We start from the raw sequence: 22,857 nt of genomic DNA on the forward strand, positions 1-22,857 counted from the left end.
GGATATTTATGCTGGGCAATACTGTTTTAAAAATTCATGATGAGGCGGTAATTGGCTGACGCGTTGCTCTATTTGTTGCTTAATACCGTGTAAAAAACGGGTGAGTTCTTCGTCGCTCATCATGCTGGCTATTAAGTGATGTTGATTAGGCTCAATACCTTGGCCAAGCATAACTTGCACCCACGAATCGACTCTAAAAATGTCGCCATCGTCTAAAAATACACGGCCGGTTTGTTTAAACAAATCAATTTTATGCTGAAGTGTTTTTGGCACTTCCATGGCACTACAATGCTGCCAAAACTCACTGTCATCGCGATTAGTTACTTTGTAGTGCAGCACAATAAAGTCGCGAATATTTTCAATTTCGCTTTTAAGTTGTTTGTTGTATTCGTCAATTGCGTGATTGGTAATGCCATTAAACGGAAATAAACGCATAAAGCGAATAATACCCGACATAATTAAGTGAATGCTGGTGGACTCAAGTGGCTCTACAAAGCCGCTAGCAAGGCCAAGCGCTAGGCAGTTTTTGTTCCAGCCTTTTAAGCGGCGCCCTGTTTTAAATTTAATAATACGTGGCTCTGTAAGCGGCTCGCCCTCAATGTTATTTAATAAGAGCGCTTTGGCTTGTTCGTCATCCATATATTGGCTGCAATAAACTAATCCGTTGCCGACACGGTTTTGCAGTGGTATACGCCATTGCCAACCGCTTTTATGGGCAATAGAGCGGGTAAGTGGCAATACGGTATCGCTGGTTGATTTTGTTTGCACCGCAATGGCGCTGTTACACGGTAGTAAATGCGACCAGTCTTCGTAGCCAGTATGCAATGCTTGCTCTATTAATAAGCCTCTAAAGCCGGTGCAATCAATAAAAAAGTCGCCGTTAATGTGCTCGCCATTATTTAAAATCAATGATTCTATATGGCCCGTTTTAGGGTTTTTTACTACTTTTTGTATTTTACCTTCAATGCGGGTTACACCTAATGGCTCTGAAAATTCACGTAAAAACTGTGCGTAACGCGTGGCATCCATATGGTAGGCATAGTTAATAGGGTTTTGCTGATTAAACGCAAATTTACCGGCTTTAGCCGCTTGCAGCTCGTAGCAGTAATCGCCAAATGGGTTGTTTATCCCAAGTGCTTTGCCTTGCAGCCAAAAGTGATGAAATTCACCCGCCCAACATTCTTTGCCCGTTGCGCCAAATGAGTGAATATAATGCGTGTTTTCATCGCCCCAGTTTTCAAAGCTAATACCTAGTTTAAAACTGGCTTGAGTGGCTTTCATAAATGCTTGCTCGTTTATACCCAGCAATTTATGAAATGTTCGAATAGGCGGAATTGTTGCTTCGCCAACACCTACAGTGCCAATATCGTCAGATTCAACAAGGGTTATGTTTATATTGTTGCCAACTAGTTTAGCAAGTGCCGCTGCGGCCATCCAACCTGCAGTGCCGCCTCCAGTAATTACTACGTTTTTAACAGCATTTGTTTTAGTCATTATGTGGCTGCCCATTATTTGATAAAAGGTGATTTAAAAGCGCGCGATTACTTGGCAGTCCATTTAAGCACTGCGCTATTTTTTCGCGATTTTGCTGATAATAGTAATCCCCAGCACGTGGGTCGTTAAATGTATTTTGTGCAGAGACTGTTTGTGTATCAAAGCCCATGCCATATAAAACGTATTGATAACTGCTTGATGAAAATACTTCTTCGTTTTCAATAAAATCAAAGCGGCTAGGGGGCTGAAATTGCCAAAGTTTAAGTAAGTTTTGCAGGCGCTCGGGCGCGGTATTTAAACTACTAATATTTTGCCAATAGGGAGTGTCGTCGCGCTCGCTTAGCACATAATGAAGTTTTAAAAACTCAATAACGCGCTGCCAACGAGTGCTAAAACGCTCATTAAATCGTATGGCAAGTTGGCTCATGTGTGTGCGGTTTTGCGGTAGTTGCTCGCTTATCATGCTAATTGAAAGCTCAACCATGGCAAGTGCTGACGCTTCAAGTGGCTCTAAAAAGCCAGCAGACATACCCACGGCAACACAGTTTTTAATCCAAAATTTTTGCCTGTAACCAGGGCTGAATTTTAATACACGGTAGTTAAGTTGCTCAGCTTGTTGCTCACTGGTACTTTTAGCTATGTAGCTTTTTAGAGTATTTGTTGCGCTTTCATCACTTTGATATTTACTACTAAATACATAACCTGTGCCACGGCGTGTTGGCAGGGCTATGTCCCAAATCCAACCGTTACTTTGCGCTGTAGATAGCGTAGCAGAGGCAATTGGTTGATTGATGTGTGCATTAGGTATTTGCGCCGCAACAGCGCTGTTATTAAATAAAGTATGATCTTGCGCTATAAACTCACTATTAAAATGATCACCAATTAAACGAGCGCAAGAGCCTGAGCAATCTATAAATAAATCACCTGTTATATCGCCATTATTATTTGTTTTTAATGACGCAATATAGCCATGATCGTCGTTAATAACCTCGGTTACATCGTCAATAATATGTGTAACGTTTAGGTTTTTAACGCAGTGATTTTTTAAAAGTTCAGCAAATTTACCCGCATCTAAATGATAGCCATAGTTGGTGACCGCTGCATATTCGGGAGTTTGTAATTGTTTTGGTGCAAGTGCGGCTTGGCATACAAAGCTTTGCATATTAACAACGTCGGCAAACTTTTGGTTAGGTGCAATACGTTGCCAACTGGCGTGTAAATTAGTGTGCTCGTAGCCTTGTGGATTCATAAAAGGGTGGTAGTAGTTTTCTCCCTCGCTGAGGTTACGCCAATTTATAAATTTAGAACCTTGCTTAAATGATGCGTCGCACTGAGTTATAAAATCACTTTCTTTAATGCCAATGCGCTGTAGCGTATTACGCATTGACGGCCATGTACCTTCGCCCACACCCAATATAGGCACATTTGCCGACTCCACTAACGTTACATTAAGGTGCGGGTGTTCGGCGGCTAATAAGCCTGCGCTTAGCCAGCCGGCAGTACCACCACCTAAAACGACTATTTTTGTTATTGGTTTGGTCATGAGTTAACACCCTAAAGTTGATAACAATTAAACTAGCATTAATACTGTTTTAAATACAAAAAAGCCGCTAGTAAAAACTAACGGCTTTACTTTGTATTACCTTTAGAAGTTGTAACGCATACCAATATTGTAACGTGCACCTAGCTGTTGTAGGTTCCACAATTGAACTGAAGTACGGCCATGTTCGCGGCTGTTTTGTTCAGTAATATTAAGGCCTTCAACAAAAAACGATAGTTGTTCGCTGTAGTTGTACGCAACATTAAAGTCGATTTGATAATATTCTTCAGTAAAGCCTGGCTCGTTTACGTATCGAGCTGCGCTATTTAAAAACTTATCACGCCAGTTGTAAGCAATACGTGCCTGAAAATCATCGTTTTCGTACATTGCTATAAAGTTAGCTGTATCGCTTAAACCCACTAATGCAAATTGTGTTGTAGTAGGGTCAGCGTTTACATCAAAGTCTATGTCGCCATTAACTGTGGTGTAGTTTGCTTGCACACCAAAGCCGCTTTCACCAAAAAAGTGCTGAAAGGCAATTTCGAAACCATCAATAGTGGCATTTTTATTGTTGGTAGGTACTTGCGCTGTAAATTCTAGTAATGGGTCATCGCTGTTAGCAATTACATCGTAAGCGGCTTCAAACTCTTCGTAAGTCATAGAGTCAAAATCAACGCCATTTTCTGTTGCGGCAACCATTTGAAATAAGTTTGAATCGGTTAGAGCAAGTCCGCGAGATTCTAGCTCAGCAATGGCAGCTTGAGCGCGAGGACCCGCTGTTGCATCGCGTAATCCGTAGTAGTTTTGCGTCATGGGTGTTAAACCAATAAAGTTTTCGATGTCTTTAGTGTAATAACCTACCGACACATAACTTGTTTCTGCAAAGTACCACTCAGCCGATACATCAATATTATTTGATTCAAGCGGCACTAAACCAGGATTACCCGTTGACGCAGTAGCTGGTGAAGAACCCGCTAAAAGAGTAGGGGCACCTGGTACACCAACAGTCGCTGCTGAACTTAAGTTGTCGTAAGTTGGGCGAGCAATTGTTGTGCTATAAGAAAAACGCGCTTTTACGTTTTCAATTACTTCTATGTCAAAGTCAAAGCTTGGTAAAAAGTGATCGTAGCTAGATTTAAGCGTGAAATCTTCTTTAGCTGAGCCAAAACGAACATTAAAGTCGTTATTACCTTCCCACGCTACTGCGTTAGGTAAATCGATATTAGCCGTTGAAGTAATGTCGGTAGACTCTTGGCGCGCGCCAATTACAATGTTGTATGGCATATCGCCAATGTAGCCGTTGTAAGTAAATTGCACAAACGCAGCGGTTATGTCTTCTTCAATGGTGCGGTTTGTTGCAAATGCGCCATCGGCTGCAAAGTTAAAGCCATATTCTTCACCCGCCCAGTAACCAATTTGCGATGCGCTGCCGGTATAACCTTGGTTGAACGAGCCCGATGTATCGTAGTCGTCAAACTCAGCTAAAAAGTTTGTTGGGTTAAGGTAGCCATCAGGTAGTTCGCCTGGGTTTTCTATACCCCAGTTACCCATTGTATTACGTGTAAGTGATTGCAGTGAATGGCTTTCCATAGAGCGAGACTCTATACCAAAGTCAATTGCGCCGTTTTCAATTTCGTATTTACCATGGATTCTAAATTCTGTGATTTCAGACTCTTGGCGAGCAAAGTTAGAATCTAAAATAGACGTACCCACATCAGAGGCATCTAACGTGTTATTACAATTTAGGTTGTCTCGGCGGCAATCATCAAAATCGATACTCATTGATGGCAGTTCGCGGCTAAAATCAACTTCTTGTGCGTTAACTACGTTTGCGCCCAAGCCTGCGTTTACCCAGCTGCCGTAAGGTGCATCTGGTTTGCTAGTGGCTTTTGAATTGTGCGCATCAAACATAAAGCTCAATTCTGAATTAAAATAGTATTCAACGTTTAAACCAATAGAGTCGTTTTGATTAACTTGGTTTAGCTCTTGAAACGCTAAGCCTAAATCGCGTGTTTGCTGATCGCGACGTTCTTCTCGGTAGTAAATAGGGGTTTTTACCGTGTTGTCGTCAAATGTTAGCGCGCTTTTGTAGTTATCCATCCATATTGATTGCTCAGCACGGGCTTCGAATAAATCTTGCTTAGAATATGTGTAATCAAGCGTGGCTGTTAAATCGTCAATTGGGCTGTACTGCAGCGTTAATTGTGCGTTTGTACGAGTGCGTTCTCTGTCGGCAATGGTGTAGCGCAAATCTGATGGCATTGAATAAAGCTGGCCAACAGCGGGTGCATTAGTTAAAACAATATCGTCTGCAGCTTGTGGGATTGTGCCGTCAAAAGCTGATGTATTCCATTGATTTACAAATGCACCTGTTGATGAGCTATCGCGCTGTTGCATGCTTGCAGTTAACGAGGCACCAAATTTAGCTTCACTGTCGGTCCAGCTAATTAAGCCCGAAAGCTCTGGTGTTATGTCATCACCAACGCGGTTTGTTGAGTCGTGTAATGCTTTTACGCCAATGCTTGAAACAAAGCCTGGATTGTCGAGTGGGCGAGCGGTATTAATATTAATTGTTGCGCCAATACCACCTGATGCAATGCTTGCTTTACCCGTTTTATATACTTCAACCGATTTAACGCTGTCAGACGCTAAGTTTGCAAAATCAAAAGCACGAGAGCTGGGTGTACCGCCGCCTGAAGGCAATGAAGCTGCCGGCATAGTACGTCCGTTTAGGGTTACCATATTGTAGTCGGGGCCAAAACCACGAACCGTTACTTTAGAGCCTTCACCATTTGAGCGATCAATCGACACACCCGTAATACGCTGTAGCGACTCTGCTAAGTTGGTATCTGGAAATTTACCAATATCTTCAGCTGATATAGCATCTACAACGCCAGCGGCGTCGCGTTTTAAACGGGTAGACTCTTTAATACTACTTTTAAAACCAGTAACTTGAATTACTTCAACATCTGTATTTGCTTCTTGTGCATATACAGGTAAAGAGATTGATGCGCCTAAAATCAGAGATAGGCTGGTCGCTATCTTTGTTTTTCTTACAATATGGTTGGACATTCGGTTTCCCTCGCACTTTTATCATTATTATTAACAGCTGTATGGGGCTGTTATTGTGTAATTATAAACATTGTCAAATGTATGGAAGCGCTTCCAGAAAAGCCTATTTAATTTAGCTTTGTGGAAGCGCTTCCAGAAATGCTAGTTTATATTTTGAATAGGGTCAACTATTGTTTTAATAAAATGAGACTAAATTGTTTTTAAAATGTATTTTTTTTGGATTTAATTTTATTTAAATTATAATTGGTTATAAAAAATCGTTTGAAATAGTGCGGTAACAACATTTTATTATAAGAAAACCAATTATTGATTAATTTAGTTATTTACACACTTTTATAAGGTGTTTAAATCAGCTTTTAATACTAGCTAAAATTAATAAATTGGCCGTTGGTCACTCAACAAAAAATAGGTACATTTGCTAACTTAGCGAAAATGCCGATGTAGTGATTATGTAAAACGCAATTGATGAAAAGGCATCAAGCGGCGGTTCTATTTCACTTTATGAATAGGTTATTAAAAAACCAACAATTGTTTAAAAAATCGTTAAATAAATCACTAAAAAGTAATGTAGTTTTTGCAGAATATGGTTTAAGCATAAACTTATAAAGTATTACGCATAAGGGAGTTGCGAGTCGCTAGTTTTATCGCTATTTTAAAGGTTCTCTCATAGATGGATTTTTTATGCGCAATAAATTTTTAGCGAGCTTTTATTCTTTTTTCTTATTAGTACTATTTGGGTGTGATGATCACATTTCGTCTTCGCAGAAAAAAGCCCATTTAGAGGATTTAGTAAAACCATCTTCAGATTCAAAACAACAAGAACAATTTACTAACGTTGAGGATCCAGTGTTAGTACTAGGGCTAGTTGCAACACATTGTAAAATGAATGAAACCGCTTATATAAACGCTAAGATGCAAAAAGTGCTGCGTAATCCAAGTGAAGATATTGCTTATAAACTTGAGCCTACTGATAACGTACTTTCTATTTGTGTTGCTAAAGACGACTCATCATTGAGCTATCGATTTGGTCGAATTAATGACATAGGGCTTGAAAAAGAAGCTACACCAAGTGCACCATTTGGTAGTTACTACAGGCAAGTAGGGCGTATTGGCGAGAGTATTTTATTTTTTAGTAATGGCGAGTATCATTATTATATTATTAACTCAGGCGGCATGGGCAGTGGTGTAACCGTTAATGTTTATAAAAATAAAACGCTAATAACTGAGCTTTTTTCAGGTAATGATCCTTATGATGACTTTGTTATAGCAACTGATTTAAATTTACCAAAAAAGCTGGTCAGTGAAAGGCGACCTTTTAATAAGAAAATGCAGTAAATAATGACTCCACAACAGCAAAAGGTGATTGAACAAGGACACTGGTTTAAAAACCGCAGCCCTTATTTAAAAAGCTTTTTATTAACGCAAGGCAAAACGCTCACGCTAAAAGCCCAGCAATCATTATTTTTGCGAGGTGATAAGCACGATGGAATTTATGCCGTACTTAGCGGCGTGGTACGTATTAGTGGCGTAAGTAACGAAGGCAAAGAAGCCGTATTGAGTTTTGTAGATACGTCACTTTGGTTTGGCGAAGTCACCTTGTTTGATGGCGGCCTGCGCACTCACGATGTGTACGCACAAACCGATGTTGTGCTTTTTTACGTACCCCAACGCGCGCTTGAACAGCTTTTAAATGAACAACCACAATATTGGCAAGAGTTTGGTTTATTACTGGCGCAAAAATTACGCCTAATGTTTACCTCAATGGAAGATCAAGCGTTATTAAGCGCTGAGCAAAAAGTATGTAATCGGCTTTTAATGTTGAGTGAACACACAGAGCATTTAACACCGCTTGTTTTATCTCAGCAGCAACTTGCTGATATGACCTACCTAACGCGCCAAACTATTAATCAAATACTGCAACAACTTGTTAGCCTACAAGCTATTAGCTTGGGGTATCAACGTATTACTATTATAGATAAACAAAAGTTACAGGCCTGTGCTGCACAAGCTTAAATAGGCTGGGTATTTTTAGTTGGAACCAAAATTGCTAAAGATAATGTAATACAACAATGGATTTGAGCTAATGACAACAATAACCTTTAAAAATCAATATAGTAACTATAACTCATCGAGTATAACTAAAGCGGCAAGCCCGAGCGAAGTTACGGCAACTAATGTCCTCCCTAATGAAAAAACAAGTGAAGTTAAAGGCATAAGCTCAGGCCCTCAAGAGCAAACATTTTTAGAAAGCGCGCAAGAAGCGCTGGTTTATCAGCGCTTAGGTGTAAATAAAGACAAGATAGACGAGCTTAAAGCGGCAATAGAAGAACTTACTAAAGAGCTACAAGGTGAGGGTGCAGACCCTGACGCAATTGCTGATAAAATTGAGGAACTTCAAAAAATGATCGATCAAGAGTATCAACAAGGGCGCGAGCGAATTGATATGCAAGGTGAACATGAGCCGGGTAAAATAATTTCTGCATTTGCTTAATTTACACAATGTCGGATACCTGACATTGTTGTTGTGTCTACTTTTGCTAAAGTAAGTTTTACACATAAAATAAAGGCAATAAAATGAAAACACTTCAACAGCAACTTGGTAAATATGGTTTATATCATCGTTCTAAACGTAATGTACTAACGCATTTTTTTGGTATTCCGCTCATTGTATTTGCAGCCTTGTGTTTACTAGCGCGTATTCAAATACCCCTTGGTAGTGTAGTAATTGATGGTGCACAACTTTTTGTATTAGCGTCGGTTGTTTATTATTTTATGCTGAGCTTTTCGCTTGGCTTTATTATGGCCGTAATATTCACCTTACTCCTTGTTGCTGCTCAGCCCATTGCGGCAATGGCGTTTTGGCTTTGGTTGAGTATTGGCGTAGGTGTGTTTGTATTTGGCTGGGTATTACAGTTTATTGGGCATTATTACGAAGGTAAAAAACCTGCGTTTGTAGATGATCTAATTGGTTTAATTATTGGCCCTTTGTACGTAACTGTTGAGTTACTATTTTTAATGGGTTTTTACAAAACATTAGAAGATGAAGTAAACGCGATAGCAGGCCCTACAAAGGCGTAAAATACTTTACTAAGTACCTTAATAAAACTTAATAAATAACAATAAAAGGGCAGATAACGCATGCAATATAATAATAAAACCGTGTGGATCACTGGCGCATCGTCAGGCATTGGTAAAGAGCTTGCTATACAATTTGCCGAGCTTGGAGCGCGCGTTATTTTATCGGCGCGCAATGTAGATAAACTAAACGATTTAAAAGCAACGCTTAAAGGCGAAAGGCACTTAGTTGTACCGCTTGATTTAGCCCAGCCAGAGCAGGTAATAAGCACAATAACAGCAAAAATGAACGAGCTTCCTACAATTGATATTTTAATTAATAACGGCGGCGTATCGCAGCGCAGTTTATTTTTAGAAAACGACTTTAACGTGTACCGCCAATTAATGGAGGTTAATTACTTTGGCTTAATTGCACTTACTAAAGCTATATTGCCTACTATGGTCGCAAGGCGCAGTGGCTCAATTGTGTCTATTAGTAGTGTGGCGGGTAAAGTTGGTTCAAAATTTAGAACAGGTTATTCGGGTTCTAAATATGCGGTTGTTGGTTTTATGGATTGCCTACGTGCAGAAGTAGCGGAACATAATATTCATTGTTTAACAATTTGCCCAGGCTCTATTAAAACAGCAATTGCGCATAACTCATTAAACGAGCAAGGCATAGCGCAAAATAAACCAGAAGAATCGATAGAAAATGGCATGGATGTAAGCGTAGCAGCTACAAAAATGATTCGCGCCATTAGCGATAAAAAAGACGAAGTGATTATTGGCAAAGGTTTAAGTGGTTGGGCGCCTACAATTAAGCGCTTTTTTCCTACTTTGTTTAATCGCATTACCGCAAAAACAAACTATAGGTAGCGTCGTTTATTTCAAAGGCGTAAAATGCCGTAAATTTGATCAATTTAGAAAAGGATTCTAAATGAAGTATTTCTGGCTGAGCCTGTTTTTTATTGTATCAATTTACTCTGGTATTAATCCAAAAGATCAATTTACATGGCTGCTTGAAGTTATCCCCGCAATTATTGGTTTAGTGCTGCTAGCAAGTACCTATAGCCACTTTAAACTTACCCCTATTTTATATACATTTATTTTAGCGCATTGCATAGTGCTGATGATTGGCGGGCATTACACCTACGCCGAAGTCCCTTTTTTCGATAACCTATTTGGTAGCGAGCGTAATAACTACGACAAAGTAGGGCACTTATTTCAAGGGTTTGTACCAGCACTACTAGCACGCGAAATTTTACTGCGCAAAAAAGTAGTAAATGGTCGAGGTTGGTTAATCACTTTTGTTATTTCGGTATGTTTAGCATTTAGCGCGTTTTACGAATTAATAGAATGGTGGGTTGCAGTGTTAAGCGGCGAAAACGCAGAGGCGTTTTTAGGCACGCAAGGTTACGTGTGGGATACCCAATCTGATATGGGACTGGCGTTATTTGGGGCTATTTGCTCATTGTTAATGCTTTCAAAAGTACACGATAAACAGCTGAAAAACGTTAAAAATTATTTATAGGCTATAGGAACGTTGAAGACTTTCTATAAGAATGTTTATAAAAAAATTGGTAAAAAAAGACTATTAACTTATGACTGTAAACACTAATGATTACTCAATTAGCACAGACAAAAGCAAACTTAACTTTAACGTTATTTATAACTTTATTGCTAATAGCTATTGGGCCAAAGGCATTCCTAAAAGCGTGATGCAATCGGCTATTGATAACTCAATGTGCTTTGGTGTTTACAGCGCTCATAACGAGCAAGTTGGCTTTGCCCGAGTAGTGACCGATAAAGCAACCTTTGCCTATTTAGCCGATGTATTTATTGCCCCGCACTTGCAAGGTACTGGGCTGAGTAAGTTACTTATTAAAACGATAGTAGAGCACCCTGAGCTACAAGGGCTCAGGCGCTTTTTATTAGCGACTTCTGATGCGCATGGTCTTTATGCACAATACGGGTTTAAACCGATAGACAACCCCGCACTACTAATGCAAATAAATCCTGAGAATGTGTATGGTAAAAATAATCGTGATACCTAATAAATGGGGGGAAGAGCAAATTCCGTTTAAAGTGCTTGTTAGGTGCTTAAGCTCGATAGCATCATATATGTGACAAATGCAAAAAGACAAATAGGCACTAAAATATATGCGACTACATCTGACATACACCAAGTCCCTTCAAATAGCTGATCCCTTCTAAAAAGAGAAATAGTTCTGCCGTAAACAATTATAAGAACAACAGCTATTATTGGCATCCATGAAATTTCATCATTTGCCAAAAGCAATAATGGCAGCAATAAAGATATACACCACAGAGTAGCTACAAAACTTGCGCTTTTATAAATGCTTGCCAAATACTTCATAACATCTAACGTCCGCATGCTGGTTGGCTAATATCCGAAGCGTAGGAGCCAACCAGTATTTATCATTGTTGAAGCGCTTGTTACATGGCAGGTTACACTATTTTTGGTTTTCAAATTTACCGCCGAATTCTGCTTTTGCTTTGAGCAAATACTCCGAAACCCACTCTAAACAAAGCCCTGTATATTGAATCTCTACTTGTGATTTGACACCACGACCTCTATTACCATCAGCCATTCTATAGAAGCCCATTGGGAAAGTATGGGTTTGGTTAGATGCAAATATGTATTTAAACCTGAAGTCTGAGACGTTACCACCACTTGCAGTCAGAATTTCATCCTGACTTTTGAAAAAGGCATTTTTGCCTTTTAAAAAGTGTGTTTGTTGTTTATCAGATAATTTACGAAACCATTTGTTTGATTTTAAATTTTCTATGACTTCATTTTTACACTCTTAGCTTTTTCCTTTTCCTCGTAGTCCATGCCTAACGCATTGAACATTTTAACCCTTGATAGATGATCGTGTAGATTCATCAATTGCCAACGAGCATTCCACTCTTCACTTGAGCACTTATCACTACACAGGTAATAAAAAGTAAGATAACACTCAATAAGATCTCTAATTAAAGATGCAACAGAACTATAATCCCAGTGAGCAACCTTACCAATCCGGTGGGGTTTTGGAGCCTAGCGACCAATGGAGTGAGCGCAATTACATAACTTCGTAAACAATAGCGAAGCATAAAAATGAGAACTGGTTGGTGATGGTATTCCAGCACACTCTTGAGACAGCTTTGTACATTCTAAAAGCGCAGACTCATACTTTTTAAAAGAATCGTGATAATTTTCCATTGAATCACTTTAAACAGTTGGTTAGGGCTACACTTGGTTAATTATTTACAAAGAATATTGATAACACAAAGACAATAAAAAGTGAGATACGTAACCTACGACACCATTTAAACTTTGACCACTCATTTTCAAGAATGTGTTTTGTGCAACAATTTCCTTTTGTAAATGCCTCGTATGCTTCAGTTAAACGAAAATTTGTTATACCGATTTCCTTATTGTCTCTAGCTAATCGTGCAGCGAAACCCATGTAAAAATAAGTCTCAATAAATCCTACAACTAAAGCGCAAATGATAATTCCTATCTGGAATAGCATATTTGAGTAACCCCAACGAGCTTGTAGATTAACTCGTTTTCTTATTTATTTTTATTTATAAACAAACCATAGCTGAGTTCCTATTTTGATTCAATCGATTACTGAAAGATTAAACTAAACAGCCACTCCGGAAAAATAAAGTCAATCTAGGCTAGGCTCACTTTTTAGGTTAAGAATTTATCTTTTATTACTCGGTTACTTACTTTTTATCCATAAAATAACTCATTATCACACTTAAACCTAAATTACAGGCATCGTAATAACTGCATGATGCAGTTGTGATTTATTACTGAATAGTTTTACTGAGTAGTTTAAATTTTATGCCAGTAGCTTTTCGCAGTTACTGATATTCGCTCGCCGCTTTCGCTTTAAGTTTTCACAATAACTGAAAGATTAAACTAGACAGCCACTCCGAAAAAATAAAGTCAATCTAGGCTAGGCTCACTTTTTAGGTTAAGAATTTATCTTTTATTACTCGGTTACTTACTTTTTATCCATAAAATAACTCATTATCACACTTAAACCTAAATTACACGCATCGTAATAACTGCATGATGCAGTTGTGATTTATTACTGAATAATTTTACTGAGTAGTTTAAATTTTATGTCAGTAGCTTTTCGCAGTTACCGATATTCGCTCGCCGCTTTCGCTTTAAGTTTTCACAATAACTTGCTTGTGAGGCTGGCCTGCCAACTGCGCCATGAAATACGCGCGTAAATTGGGTTGTAAGCTTTAACCAGTTTTCGGGGGAAATATTAACTCTTTCGAGTAAGGGTAAGTGTGTACTTTTAATATAACCGCGTTTATCCTGTCGTATACAACGCCCTGTTAATTCAACATGTTCAAGGTACGATTTAAGCTCAAACGGGAGTCCTTTTGGCATTATCTGACGTGGCATTCCTGCAAAGCGCAGTAGTTGTTTTGGTTGTTTGCCTTCTTTTGCGTATGTTAGTCGTTGTTTAACGCTGGTGTGGTCTGATTCCTCAGGCGTGTTAGCCATTTTAGCTCTAATTGGGTTTAAATCGACATACGCCATACAAGCGGCAAGTGCTGCTTCATCTAGTAATGCTTGTGATGTAAATCTGCCTTCCCAGAACCGTCCTGTGCAGTTATCTTCTTTATTTGCTCTGCGCGCAATGTCTTCATTTAACAGCCTCATAAACCAGCTAATACTTGCTAGGCGTTCTCGATATTCCTTTACTGTTTGATTTAAAAAGTTAAGCTCAGCTTTACTTAGGGCTTCTCCCTGTATGTATTTTTGTGTAAGAGCGGTGCCTTTACAGAGCTTATGCCAGCGAATGATAATCGCTTTATCATTTAATCGATTCACTTTTTTATCATCAACATACAGCACTAAATGAGTGTGGTTACTCATAACGGCATAAGCACATACATCAATACAAAATACCTTAGCTAGCTCAAGCAGTTTATCTTCAACCCAGCCTCTGCGGTGCTCGTAAGATTGACCTGTAAAGTGGTCTTCACCACATAAAAATGCACGGCGCACGCAACGCGAAATACAGTGATAATATTTTGTATCAACCAAACTTACTTGACGCTTTCTTGCAATTGCCATGTGACACCCTGCTTTTTTTGCACTAAATAAAGGCTAGCCTCTAACTTCGAAAAGTGCAAAATTTAGGATGAGTGTCACTATAATTCCATAGACAACCTCGCACTGCTAATGCAAATAAGTCCTGAGAATGTGTATGATCAAAACAATCGTAAGAGCTAATAAACGGGGGCGAAGAACAAATTCCGTTTAATAGTTTTATCAGAGGATACTTTCCTCTTTTTATGAGCAAAGTATGTCCTCTTAATTATTTTTAATATTAATAACAAATCCTGTAACACATTGCGAGTATTAAACTTTAAGTCGGGCTGTTCTTTTAATAATATGCAAAAAAGAGGAAAACGTCCTCATTTTTAGACTTATGAGGAAAAACGCCAGCACGGTACACAAATGCAGCAATTAAGTATTTAAAATGAAAACCAAACCCGATTTTAAATCATTTAATAGTCACTAAAAAACGGTGGGGATAACGTAAGTAACGGCTTAAGTACACTTTTTTGTGTAAGCTTATTATAAAAGGTGGTTTAGGGTCGGTGGAAGCTGTAAAAAGGAGGTCATGAATTATTTACTAAACGCGTCTTCCTACTTTTAAAACAGGGCAGACACGATGTACTTAAACCAATCGACTTAAATATTTAGCCTTTCTAGCGTGCTAAATAAAGCGTTAACGGCGTTATAAATTTCTTATGTAGAACAACTACATAAGGAATTTATGCCTTGTTATCACTCTATTTATCCGTCGCTATAAATGTCTAATAACTTAACACGATTGGTATTATTTGGCTTTTTTAGCCTCTAGAGTTTCTATTTCACTCCAAATTTTTTCGGCTTCTGCACTTAACATGGCGAAGCTTTTAATGTCGCCTTTTCTTTGTGCCTGCATGCCTTGCTCTAGTTTTACATCGTATTCTTTACGCAGTTTTTTTACGGGATCAGGCTTTAAAAATGAAAACATTAGTATTCTCTTAATTTATTAAATTATATGTAGTTAGTGTACGCATTAATGGGCTTAATAGTTCTTTGTTTGGTGAAAATGTTTACTTTGCGCTTTAAAAGCGCAAAGTAAACACGGTGTAATTATTAACGTACTGTGTGCTAGTTCTGGTTCTAGTGCTAGTGCTTACGTTTCTGGCTCTAGGCGTTTAATACCTTGTCCATCAATACCTAAATAAATAAAACCATCGCTGCCTTGGGCTAGGCTGCGAACTCTGCCAATGCCATCGAGTATTTTATATTGCTTAACAACTTTGCCCTTTGAGAGTTCCAGTGTGCTAATAAAAGCAAACTTCATGGAGGCTAGTAATAGTTTACCTTTAAGCTTTGGGTATTTATCACTCGTTACATACAACATATCGGAAGGGGCAATTGAAGGGGTCCAATGTAATACGGGCGATTGCATGCCGTCTTTTTCTTTAAGGTCGGTAAACTTGGTACCGCTGTAGTTAACGCCATAACTTACCAAAGGCCACCCGTAGTTAGCGCCTTTTTTTATTATGTTAAGTTCATCGCCGCCGCGTGGCCCGTGTTCGTGAGACCATAAAATATTATTTTGATTATCAAACCACATGCCTTGTGGATTACGGTGCCCATAAGACCATGCCGCATGTTTTGCATCTTTTTGTTTAACAAACGGATTATCGCTTGGGATACGGCCATCATCGTGTAAGCGATAAATTTTACCGCCATCACGGGTGAGATCTTGCGGGTTTATGTCGCGCGAGCCGCGATCGCCTATTGAAAAATAAACATAACCTTCATCATCAAACACAATACGGCTGCCGTAGTGCTGGCCTTTGGTACTATTATGCTCGCCTTTGTATAGCAATTGCTGATCAGACAACTGCGTATGATCGCTACTTAGCTTAGCGCGCATTAAGGCGGTGTTACTTCCGCTTCCTTTGCCCTCACTACTTGAGTAACTAAAGTACAGCCATTGGTTTTGCTTGCTATCGGTGTGTAGTGCTAAATCAAGCAATCCACCTTGGCCATTAGCTTCAATGTTGGGCAGCCCTGAAACCTTAGCTAACGTAGTTGTATTTTTAGGTAATAAAAATAACGCTCCACTGCGCTCAGATATTAGCAAACCACCATTAGCTAAAGGTTCAATAGCCCAAGGTATAACCACACCTTCTGCCGCTGTTACTGCGTTAACGCTAAGCGATAAGGTATCGAGCTGTTTATAATTTTTTACGTAATCGCTTTTTGCATTTGCGGGTGCATTAATAGTGAACATAGCAACGGCTAAACCTGCACTTATTAGTTTAGGGTGAGTGTTATGTGACCTTAAATTTATCATTATGGCTTCCAAAATTAATCCAATCTTACATAACCTTAACATGGCATAAATGAATTTGTTAAGCGTTGAGTTGAATGAAAAACACACACTTATATATTTTAAAATTACCTCTTCACAGGAAATTGTTTTAGCAAATTGCGCTAATAAAAATTGAATAATTACTCTATTGGGGTTGAAAACTTAAAATTTGAGCGTACACTTGTGCGCTGAAGTTTGGGCGTACACGTGTAAGTTCAAAGTAATTAAGATTTGATAGAGATTTAACCATGATGACTCAAGTATTAAACCAATTTTCAAAATGGTTTTTACACCATCAAAGTTTTGCAGGCTACATAGAGCCAATAATGCAGGTGTTTAAACCTGCGTGGCGTGCAGGGCAGTTTAGAGCGCAAGTAGTTAGTACCGCTGTGCTTGATGGCGGTTTTTTAAGTGTGCAACTCAAACCAAGCAAAGATTGGCAGGCGCATACGTCAGGGCAGCATATAAGTTTAACGGTTGAAATTAATGGGCGATTATTAACACGCGTTTTTACCGTGGCCTCAAGCGCTCAGCAATTTAAAAATACTGGGTTGGTGCGCTTACTAATCAAAACAAATGCGCAAGGGCGCTTTACAGGCTTACTCAGCAGTGCATTAAAAGCGGGGTTGTGGTGCAATATTTCTGCGCCAAGTGGCGACTTTGTATTTAAAAACACACACACGCCAGCCACTTTTATTGCCGGCGGCTCGGGTATAACACCTATGCTGGCTATGCTTGATGATTACTTAAGCCAAACTACGCAAAAAGTATCGTTGGTGTATTACGCAAAAGCCACTGAGCATCAATGTGTTGATGAGCTAAGTGAGTTGGCAGCGCAATTTGAGCATTTTTCGTTTTTATTATTAACGCGTGAGCAATCAAGCGATATAACCAGCAATATTAAGCCGTGGGAAAACCCAGACATTTACTGCTGTGGCCCTCCAGCATTTATGCAAACGGTGAGCGATTTTGCTAAAACACATAAGCTAAATTATTACCAAGAAGCATTTGGTTTAGCGCTACCAAGCTTAAACGACGATAGCCAATTTAATGTAAAAATTAACGCCAGTGCCTATATTGTATCGGGCAACGATGTTTTACTGACTCAGTTTGAAGAAAAAAAGCTACCCGTTAAACGCGGTTGCGGTATTGGTATTTGCCATCAATGCCAATGTATTAAAAAGTTAGGCGTGGTACGTAATTTAAAAACAGGTGAATTGAGTGACAACGGCGAGCAATTAATACAACTTTGCGTAAGCCAACCTGTTAGTGATTTGGAGTTACAATTATGAAAAACATTAACTATGACATGCTCGCAAGCGAGCTAGATGCCATTAAAATGGACACCCTTGGCAAAGTTGGCCAACAAGATGCTGACTATATTCGCTCTGTTGTGCGCAAACAGCGAGTGTGTGAATGGGGCGGGCGAATTTTGCTAATGCTTGGTTTTATTCAGCCACTATTGTGGGTTGCAGGCGTTTTATTATTGGCACTTGCTAAAATTTTAGACAATATGGAAATTGGCCACAATGTAATGCATGGTCAATACGATTGGATGAACGACAAGCAACTTAATTCTCAACATTATGAGTGGGACATTGCGTGCGATGGACAAAGTTGGCACCGCGTTCATAACTTTGAACACCATACGTATACTAATATTATTGGTAAAGACAGAGACTTTGGTTATGGCTTGTTGCGTTTAAGCGATGATTTTAAGTGGCGTTTTAAAAATGTATGGCAGTTTTTTACGTATATTAATTTAAGTGTGCTATTTCAGTGGGGCGTGTCGTATCACGAGTTAGCTGCAGAGCGTGTGTTTATTGGTAAAAAGAAAGAAAACCGCGAAGGGCTTGTATCGCACTCAACACTAAAGCAACGCTTTTTTAGTAAAGGCGCTCGCCAGTTAATTAAAGATTATGTGATATTTCCGTTACTTGCAGGGCCTTTATTTTTATGGGTATTAGCGGGTAACTTGGTAGCAAATTTAATCCGTAATTTATGGACGTCGACCATAATATTTTGTGGTCACTTTACTGAAGAAACAGAGACCTTTAAACAAGAAGACTGCGTAAACGAAACCCAAGGGCAGTGGTATTACCGCCAAGTACTGGGCTCGTCTAATATTAAAGGGTCGCATTGGTTTCATGTTTTAACAGGGCATTTGAGCTGCCAAATAGAGCATCACTTATTTCCTGATATGCCGTCTTCGCGCTATCAAGAAGTGGCACCGCAAGTACAAGCTGTTTTGCAAAAACACGGTATTGATTATCACACTGGTGGCTTTTTTAGACAGTATACGTCGGTATTAAAACGTATTATTAAATACTCGTTTAAATAAATTACTTGTTTTAAAAAATCGATCTATGTAACAGCATAGGTCGATTTTTTTGTTTATAGCACCCAAAGCGGTTGATTAGTAAACAGCACTTGCAAAAAATTCTCATAGTTAATTAAAAAAGCCTTACTTTAGCTATGGTTAAATAGCGTGTGATTGTCATACAATGGAGGGAAATAGACCACACAAGAGAGATTAAAATGGCCGCATTTGGTACCGTGTTTATGCCGCAGATGATTCAAGCTCGTTTTTCTGATAATAAATGGAGCGAAAGCTCAATTGTCCCTTCCGATAAACTTGAACTTCATGCTGGTGCGCACGTTCTTCATTATTCAAGTACATGTTTTGAAGGCTTAAAAGCCTTTCGCCATGAAGATGGTTCTGTTTATCTTTTTAGAATGGATGCAAACATTGCACGCATGCAACAAAGCTCAGCGCTACTAAGCTTACCGAGTTTTGACAGCGATATGCTAAAAACGATGATTATCGATATTATGCGCCAATACGCAGATGAAACGCCATTACCGCCGGGTTCTATGTATATTCGCCCAACGCACATTGGTACTGAGGCTGCAATTGGTAAAGCCGCAGCGCCATCAATGAGCTCGCTTTTATACACATTACTATCGCCAGTAGGTGATTACTTTGCCGGTGGTGCAACTGCACTACGTGTACTGCTTGAAGAAGATGGCATGCGCTGCGCGCCGCACATGGGTATGGTAAAAAGTGGTGGTAACTACGCCAGTGCTCTAGCACCTATTAGTGCTGCACGAACTAAGTACCAAGCAGATCAAGTTTTATTTTGCCCAGGTGGCGACGTTCAAGAAACCGGTGCTGCTAACTTTATTTTAATTGATGGCAACGAAATTATTACTAAAGCGCTTGATAGCACGTTTTTACATGGTGTAACGCGTAATAGTATTTTAACCATAGCCAAAGATTTAGGTATGACGGTAAGCGAGCGTAACTTTAGCGTTACTGAGCTACTAGAACGTGCTGCTAAACCAGGTACTGAAGCGGCGCTTTCGGGCACTGCCGCTGTACTAACTGCCGTGGGTACGTTTATTCATAAAGATAAAGAATACAAAGTAGGTACTGGCGAGCCAGGCCCAACGACTGCGCGACTTCGCCAAGCATTGAACGATATTCAATGGGGTAAAAGTGAAGACAAACACGGCTGGTTAACTAAAATTTAATTATAGATTTAATAGCAACTCGCATTAAAAAGCCACCTAATCGGTGGCTTTTGTGTGTTTGGTTACTTTAAGCTGTGCTTATTAAAACTTCATTTCTATTTTACCGTACACGTAGCGTCCGTTAAATCCATACGCTGAGAAGCTAGAGTAAGCAAATAAACGCGAGAAGGTTGTTAAATCGTCAACATTTTCACGGGTTGCGTCTGGGTAAATATCAAAAATGTTATTAGCCCCTAAGCTCAGCGATACGTTGCTAGTAAGCAAGTAGGCCACATCTAAGTCAGTTATCCATTTAGGTTTAAGCACTTCGTTACGTTCTGGGTTATCTGAAGGGTCTTGTGTTTCACCGTAACGCGTTGTTCTAAGCGTGGTGCGCCATTGATCCATATTCCATGTTGCACTTAAATTGTATTTATTACGCGGTGTACTTACTTCAAAACGACGTAGTTCGTTACCAGAGAATAAGTTGTCTTGATCGAACCCAGCACCTTGCAGAGTTGCTGGTGGGTCAATAATATTTGTTACTTCATTTTTGCCGTAGTTATAACCTAGGTTAAAGGCTAAATCGCCGTAACCATCGGTTGGTACATTATAAGAAGCTACAACATCAACACCGCGCGTTTTACTGTCAATTGCGTTTAAGAAAAAACGACCTTGGTTAGCGCCTGTGCCTTCAAGAAGTTGCTCAATAGCAGCGCCCGATAAGTTGTTTGATAGCACAATGCGGTCATCAATTAATATTTGGTAGTAATCAACCGATAAGCTGAAATTAAAGTCGGTAGACCATGTAAAACCAACGCCGTAGTTTGTGGCTTCTTCAGCATCAAGACCCGGCGAGCCCAGTGCTTTTGCTACATCGCTGCTTGGTGCAAAGGTACCGGTTTCGGTTGGTTCACCATCAACAAATACAGTGGCCACTGAGGTAAAGTATTGTTGCTGCAAAGAAGGTGCTCTAAAACCAGTAGAAACAGAGGCGCGTAGTGCTAAGTCTTCAGTTAATGAGTAACGAGTTGCAACTTTACCATTAACGGTATCGCCAAAGTCTGAGTAATCCTCGTAACGAGCGGCAACTGTTAGGTTCCAATCATCGGTAAGGTAAGTTTCAAGGTCTATATATAAGCTCACGTTATGACGGCTATTATCACCTTCGGATTCCGGTGTAAATCCAGGAAAGACTTGTGAGCCCGCTGCGCCAAATGGGCCATCAACAGGGTCGGTTACTGCACCGCCTGGGCCAAATGTGCCTTGTGCGTATGAGGCTTCTTCGCCTGCATCTATTTGGTAACCTTCGCGGCGATACTCAGCACCTACAGCTACGTTTACAGAGCTTTCTAAAAAGCTGACGTCTACTTCGCGGCTAAAATCAACGTTTAAGGTAAGTTGATCGTAAGTAAGGGTGCCGGCATCAAAGTTTGTTTGGCTAGTAGGGCCGTATGAAGTATTTAAGCTGTTGGTAACACCAAATTCAAATGCATCTTGACCATATACGGCCGATACATCGTAATTCCATTCGCTTACGAAACCTTTAACACCCAGAGCTAATGAAAAGTCATTTATATCTGAGGTAATAACCGGTAAAAAACCATCAGGATAAATCTCTTCTACGTTACGACTATCGTTTGCGCGACGATAAAACCCGCCGCCTTCGCCTTCACGTTTGCTGTAAGAGCCAAATGAATATAAATCGGCGTTGTTTGTTAACTGGTAACCCGCGTTGTAAAAAATAGAGAAGTCTTCAACATCGCCATTACCAAAGTTATGGTTATATCGATTTACGGTCAGTTCGCGTGGGTCGAGTGAGCCATCTTCTAATCGTGCATAGTTTTCACGTTGGTCGTAGTCTGAGCGGTTAGTTGAATGGCGATCGCGGTATTCTGTTGAGATGTTTAAAAAGCCATTATCGCCTAGTTCAAAACCCATATTACCTTGTAGGGTTAATGTTTGACCGTCGGTTAACGAGCGATCGCTACCCTCGGTAAAGGCTAAATCACCATCACTGCCTTCAGATACTGACTTTAGCTGTGGTACACCGTCCATTTCGGTTACGTTAGCGCCGTAGTTTGCTGAAAACGAGCCACCGCTGCTGGCACTTTTAAGCACAATATTAATAACACCAGCTATAGCATCAGAGCCATATTGCGCTGCTGCACCATCACGTAATACTTCAATGCGGGCAATAGCATTTGCTGGTATCGCATTTAAATCAACCGATGATGAACCACGACCCGTTGAGCCATTTAGGTTAAGCAGTGCATTACTGTGGCGGCGCTTGCCATTAACAAGCACTAGTGTGTGATCGGGTGCTAAGCCACGAAGTTGGGCAGGGCGCACATGGTCGCTACCATCTGTAAGGGATGCCTGCGGAAAGTTAAAGCTGGGTAATAAACTGCTAAGCAGGGCATTCGTTTCAGTAAAACCTGAATTATTGAGTGCATCAGCACCTATAATATCAATAGGCACTGAACTATCTTCTACTGTACGACCTAATCGGCGAGAGCCTATGACGCTTATTTGTTCAATATTTTCTTCTGCTTTGGTGTTCTGCTCTGCAGCATTTACGCAGAGCGAACCCAGTAGTGCAGCAGAGGCGCTCATTGCGAGTAATATTTGTGGTACCGATGTCTGTAATTTAAATAATGGCTTTTTATTCATGTTCTATTTCCCTCATTCGAAACCCATTGAATTATTCTATTTTTTTATACAAAAAAGTGGGTAAACCTCTTTGTTACTTTGAAC

General features: G+C 39.8%; 19 protein-coding genes. 10 read left to right on the plus strand and 9 right to left on the minus strand.

Annotated features, from left to right (window positions below):
* Positions 1-6: 6 nt before the first annotated feature.
* The 3 genes from AOR04_RS07235 to AOR04_RS07245 all read right to left on the minus strand — a co-directional run bounded on the left by AOR04_RS07235 (position 7) and on the right by AOR04_RS07245 (position 6,106).
* Entirely contained in the window at positions 7-1,494 is a 1,488-nt protein-coding gene (locus AOR04_RS07235) for a tryptophan halogenase family protein (protein ID WP_096792895.1), read from the minus strand.
* Complete coding sequence (locus tag AOR04_RS07240) at positions 1,487-3,037, minus strand: tryptophan halogenase family protein (RefSeq protein WP_096792896.1); 1,551 nt, start codon at positions 3,035-3,037, stop codon at positions 1,487-1,489. Before AOR04_RS07240 ends, AOR04_RS07235 begins: the two co-directional genes overlap by 8 nt.
* Before the next feature lie 102 nt (positions 3,038-3,139).
* On the minus strand, positions 3,140-6,106 hold the full coding sequence (locus AOR04_RS07245; RefSeq protein ID WP_096792897.1) for a TonB-dependent receptor: 2,967 nt from the start codon (positions 6,104-6,106) through the stop codon (positions 3,140-3,142).
* A 681-nt stretch (positions 6,107-6,787) separates the two neighbouring features.
* Here AOR04_RS07245 and AOR04_RS07255 point away from each other — a divergent pair.
* From AOR04_RS07255 to AOR04_RS07285, 7 genes are all read left to right on the plus strand, one after another.
* Positions 6,788-7,441 carry a hypothetical protein gene (locus AOR04_RS07255; protein WP_096792898.1) on the plus strand — a complete coding sequence of 218 codons (654 nt, stop codon included), beginning with the start codon at positions 6,788-6,790 and terminating at the stop codon, positions 7,439-7,441.
* Positions 7,442-7,444: 3 nt separating this feature from the next.
* Positions 7,445-8,119, plus strand: a complete 675-nt coding sequence (locus AOR04_RS07260) for a Crp/Fnr family transcriptional regulator (protein WP_096792899.1) — start codon at positions 7,445-7,447, stop codon at positions 8,117-8,119.
* A gap of 70 nt (positions 8,120-8,189) precedes the next feature.
* Complete coding sequence (locus AOR04_RS07265; protein ID WP_096792900.1) at positions 8,190-8,597, plus strand: hypothetical protein; 408 nt, start codon at positions 8,190-8,192, stop codon at positions 8,595-8,597.
* Between the two features lie 83 nt (positions 8,598-8,680).
* Complete coding sequence (locus AOR04_RS07270; protein ID WP_096792901.1) at positions 8,681-9,184, plus strand: Mpo1 family 2-hydroxy fatty acid dioxygenase; 504 nt, start codon at positions 8,681-8,683, stop codon at positions 9,182-9,184.
* Positions 9,185-9,244: 60 nt separating this feature from the next.
* On the plus strand, positions 9,245-10,036 hold the full coding sequence (locus AOR04_RS07275) for an SDR family oxidoreductase (RefSeq protein ID WP_096792902.1): 792 nt from the start codon (positions 9,245-9,247) through the stop codon (positions 10,034-10,036).
* A gap of 61 nt (positions 10,037-10,097) precedes the next feature.
* The gene (locus AOR04_RS07280) at positions 10,098-10,691 is read left to right on the plus strand and encodes a DUF2238 domain-containing protein (protein WP_096792903.1); all 594 of its coding nucleotides are present in this window, start codon (positions 10,098-10,100) and stop codon (positions 10,689-10,691) included.
* 70 nt (positions 10,692-10,761) lie between these two features.
* Positions 10,762-11,214, plus strand: coding sequence for a GNAT family N-acetyltransferase (locus AOR04_RS07285; protein WP_096792904.1), 453 nt, complete (start codon positions 10,762-10,764; stop codon positions 11,212-11,214).
* A gap of 420 nt (positions 11,215-11,634) precedes the next feature.
* Here AOR04_RS07285 and AOR04_RS21690 read toward each other — a convergent pair whose 3' ends face one another.
* The 5 genes from AOR04_RS21690 to AOR04_RS07315 form a co-directional block, all read right to left on the minus strand.
* Entirely contained in the window at positions 11,635-11,772 is a 138-nt protein-coding gene (locus AOR04_RS21690; protein WP_198403012.1) for a hypothetical protein, read from the minus strand.
* 194 nt (positions 11,773-11,966) lie between these two features.
* Positions 11,967-12,203 (minus strand): DUF5677 domain-containing protein, encoded by a 237-nt coding sequence (locus tag AOR04_RS22130; RefSeq protein ID WP_442960153.1) that lies wholly within the window; start codon positions 12,201-12,203, stop codon positions 11,967-11,969.
* Positions 12,204-13,301: 1,098 nt separating this feature from the next.
* Entirely contained in the window at positions 13,302-14,276 is a 975-nt protein-coding gene (locus AOR04_RS07305) for a transposase (protein WP_096792907.1), read from the minus strand.
* 772 nt (positions 14,277-15,048) lie between these two features.
* The gene (locus tag AOR04_RS07310) at positions 15,049-15,228 is read right to left on the minus strand and encodes a DUF6435 family protein (RefSeq protein ID WP_007375469.1); all 180 of its coding nucleotides are present in this window, start codon (positions 15,226-15,228) and stop codon (positions 15,049-15,051) included.
* 165 nt (positions 15,229-15,393) lie between these two features.
* A complete protein-coding gene (locus AOR04_RS07315) occupies positions 15,394-16,569 on the minus strand; it encodes a PQQ-dependent sugar dehydrogenase (RefSeq protein ID WP_096792908.1) in 1,176 nt (391 codons plus the stop codon).
* A 266-nt stretch (positions 16,570-16,835) separates the two neighbouring features.
* Between AOR04_RS07315 and AOR04_RS07320 the strand changes: the two genes are divergently transcribed.
* The 3 genes from AOR04_RS07320 (at position 16,836) to AOR04_RS07330 (ending at position 20,121) form a co-directional block, all read left to right on the plus strand.
* A complete protein-coding gene (locus tag AOR04_RS07320) occupies positions 16,836-17,879 on the plus strand; it encodes a flavin reductase family protein (protein WP_096792909.1) in 1,044 nt (347 codons plus the stop codon).
* Positions 17,876-18,928, plus strand: coding sequence for a fatty acid desaturase family protein (locus AOR04_RS07325; RefSeq protein ID WP_096792910.1), 1,053 nt, complete (start codon positions 17,876-17,878; stop codon positions 18,926-18,928). Before AOR04_RS07320 ends, AOR04_RS07325 begins: the two co-directional genes overlap by 4 nt.
* A gap of 191 nt (positions 18,929-19,119) precedes the next feature.
* A complete protein-coding gene (locus AOR04_RS07330; RefSeq protein ID WP_257790458.1) occupies positions 19,120-20,121 on the plus strand; it encodes a branched-chain amino acid aminotransferase in 1,002 nt (333 codons plus the stop codon).
* Positions 20,122-20,202: 81 nt separating this feature from the next.
* On the opposite strand, the gene AOR04_RS07335 is transcribed toward AOR04_RS07330, so the two are convergent.
* Positions 20,203-22,773: a TonB-dependent receptor plug domain-containing protein gene (locus tag AOR04_RS07335; RefSeq protein WP_096792912.1), complete on the minus strand. Its 2,571-nt coding sequence runs from the start codon at positions 22,771-22,773 to the stop codon at positions 20,203-20,205.
* Positions 22,774-22,857 lie beyond the last annotated feature (84 nt).

Source organism: Pseudoalteromonas sp. 1_2015MBL_MicDiv, assembly GCF_002407505.1.
GTDB lineage: Bacteria > Pseudomonadota > Gammaproteobacteria > Enterobacterales > Alteromonadaceae > Pseudoalteromonas > Pseudoalteromonas fuliginea.

Bases quoted from the DNA above. Each gene is read 5' to 3' on its own strand.
- AOR04_RS07240 (WP_096792896.1), bottom strand. From the start codon at position 3,037: ATGACCAAACCAATAACAAAAATAGTCGTTTTAGGTGGTGGTACTGCC.
- AOR04_RS07255 (WP_096792898.1), top strand. From the start codon at position 6,788: ATGCGCAATAAATTTTTAGCGAGCTTTTATTCTTTTTTCTTATTAGTA.
- AOR04_RS07260 (WP_096792899.1), top strand. From the start codon at position 7,445: ATGACTCCACAACAGCAAAAGGTGATTGAACAAGGACACTGGTTTAAA.
- AOR04_RS07280 (WP_096792903.1), top strand. From the start codon at position 10,098: ATGAAGTATTTCTGGCTGAGCCTGTTTTTTATTGTATCAATTTACTCT.
- AOR04_RS07275 (WP_096792902.1), top strand. From the start codon at position 9,245: ATGCAATATAATAATAAAACCGTGTGGATCACTGGCGCATCGTCAGGC.
- AOR04_RS07325 (WP_096792910.1), top strand. From the start codon at position 17,876: ATGAAAAACATTAACTATGACATGCTCGCAAGCGAGCTAGATGCCATT.
- AOR04_RS21690 (WP_198403012.1), bottom strand. From the start codon at position 11,772: ATGGCTGATGGTAATAGAGGTCGTGGTGTCAAATCACAAGTAGAGATT.
- AOR04_RS07265 (WP_096792900.1), top strand. From the start codon at position 8,190: ATGACAACAATAACCTTTAAAAATCAATATAGTAACTATAACTCATCG.
- AOR04_RS07310 (WP_007375469.1), bottom strand. From the start codon at position 15,228: ATGTTTTCATTTTTAAAGCCTGATCCCGTAAAAAAACTGCGTAAAGAA.
- AOR04_RS07235 (WP_096792895.1), bottom strand. From the start codon at position 1,494: ATGACTAAAACAAATGCTGTTAAAAACGTAGTAATTACTGGAGGCGGC.
- AOR04_RS07315 (WP_096792908.1), bottom strand. From the start codon at position 16,569: ATGATAAATTTAAGGTCACATAACACTCACCCTAAACTAATAAGTGCA.
- AOR04_RS07285 (WP_096792904.1), top strand. From the start codon at position 10,762: ATGACTGTAAACACTAATGATTACTCAATTAGCACAGACAAAAGCAAA.
- AOR04_RS07320 (WP_096792909.1), top strand. From the start codon at position 16,836: ATGATGACTCAAGTATTAAACCAATTTTCAAAATGGTTTTTACACCAT.
- AOR04_RS07245 (WP_096792897.1), bottom strand. From the start codon at position 6,106: ATGTCCAACCATATTGTAAGAAAAACAAAGATAGCGACCAGCCTATCT.
- AOR04_RS07270 (WP_096792901.1), top strand. From the start codon at position 8,681: ATGAAAACACTTCAACAGCAACTTGGTAAATATGGTTTATATCATCGT.
- AOR04_RS07305 (WP_096792907.1), bottom strand. From the start codon at position 14,276: ATGGCAATTGCAAGAAAGCGTCAAGTAAGTTTGGTTGATACAAAATAT.
- AOR04_RS07335 (WP_096792912.1), bottom strand. From the start codon at position 22,773: ATGAATAAAAAGCCATTATTTAAATTACAGACATCGGTACCACAAATA.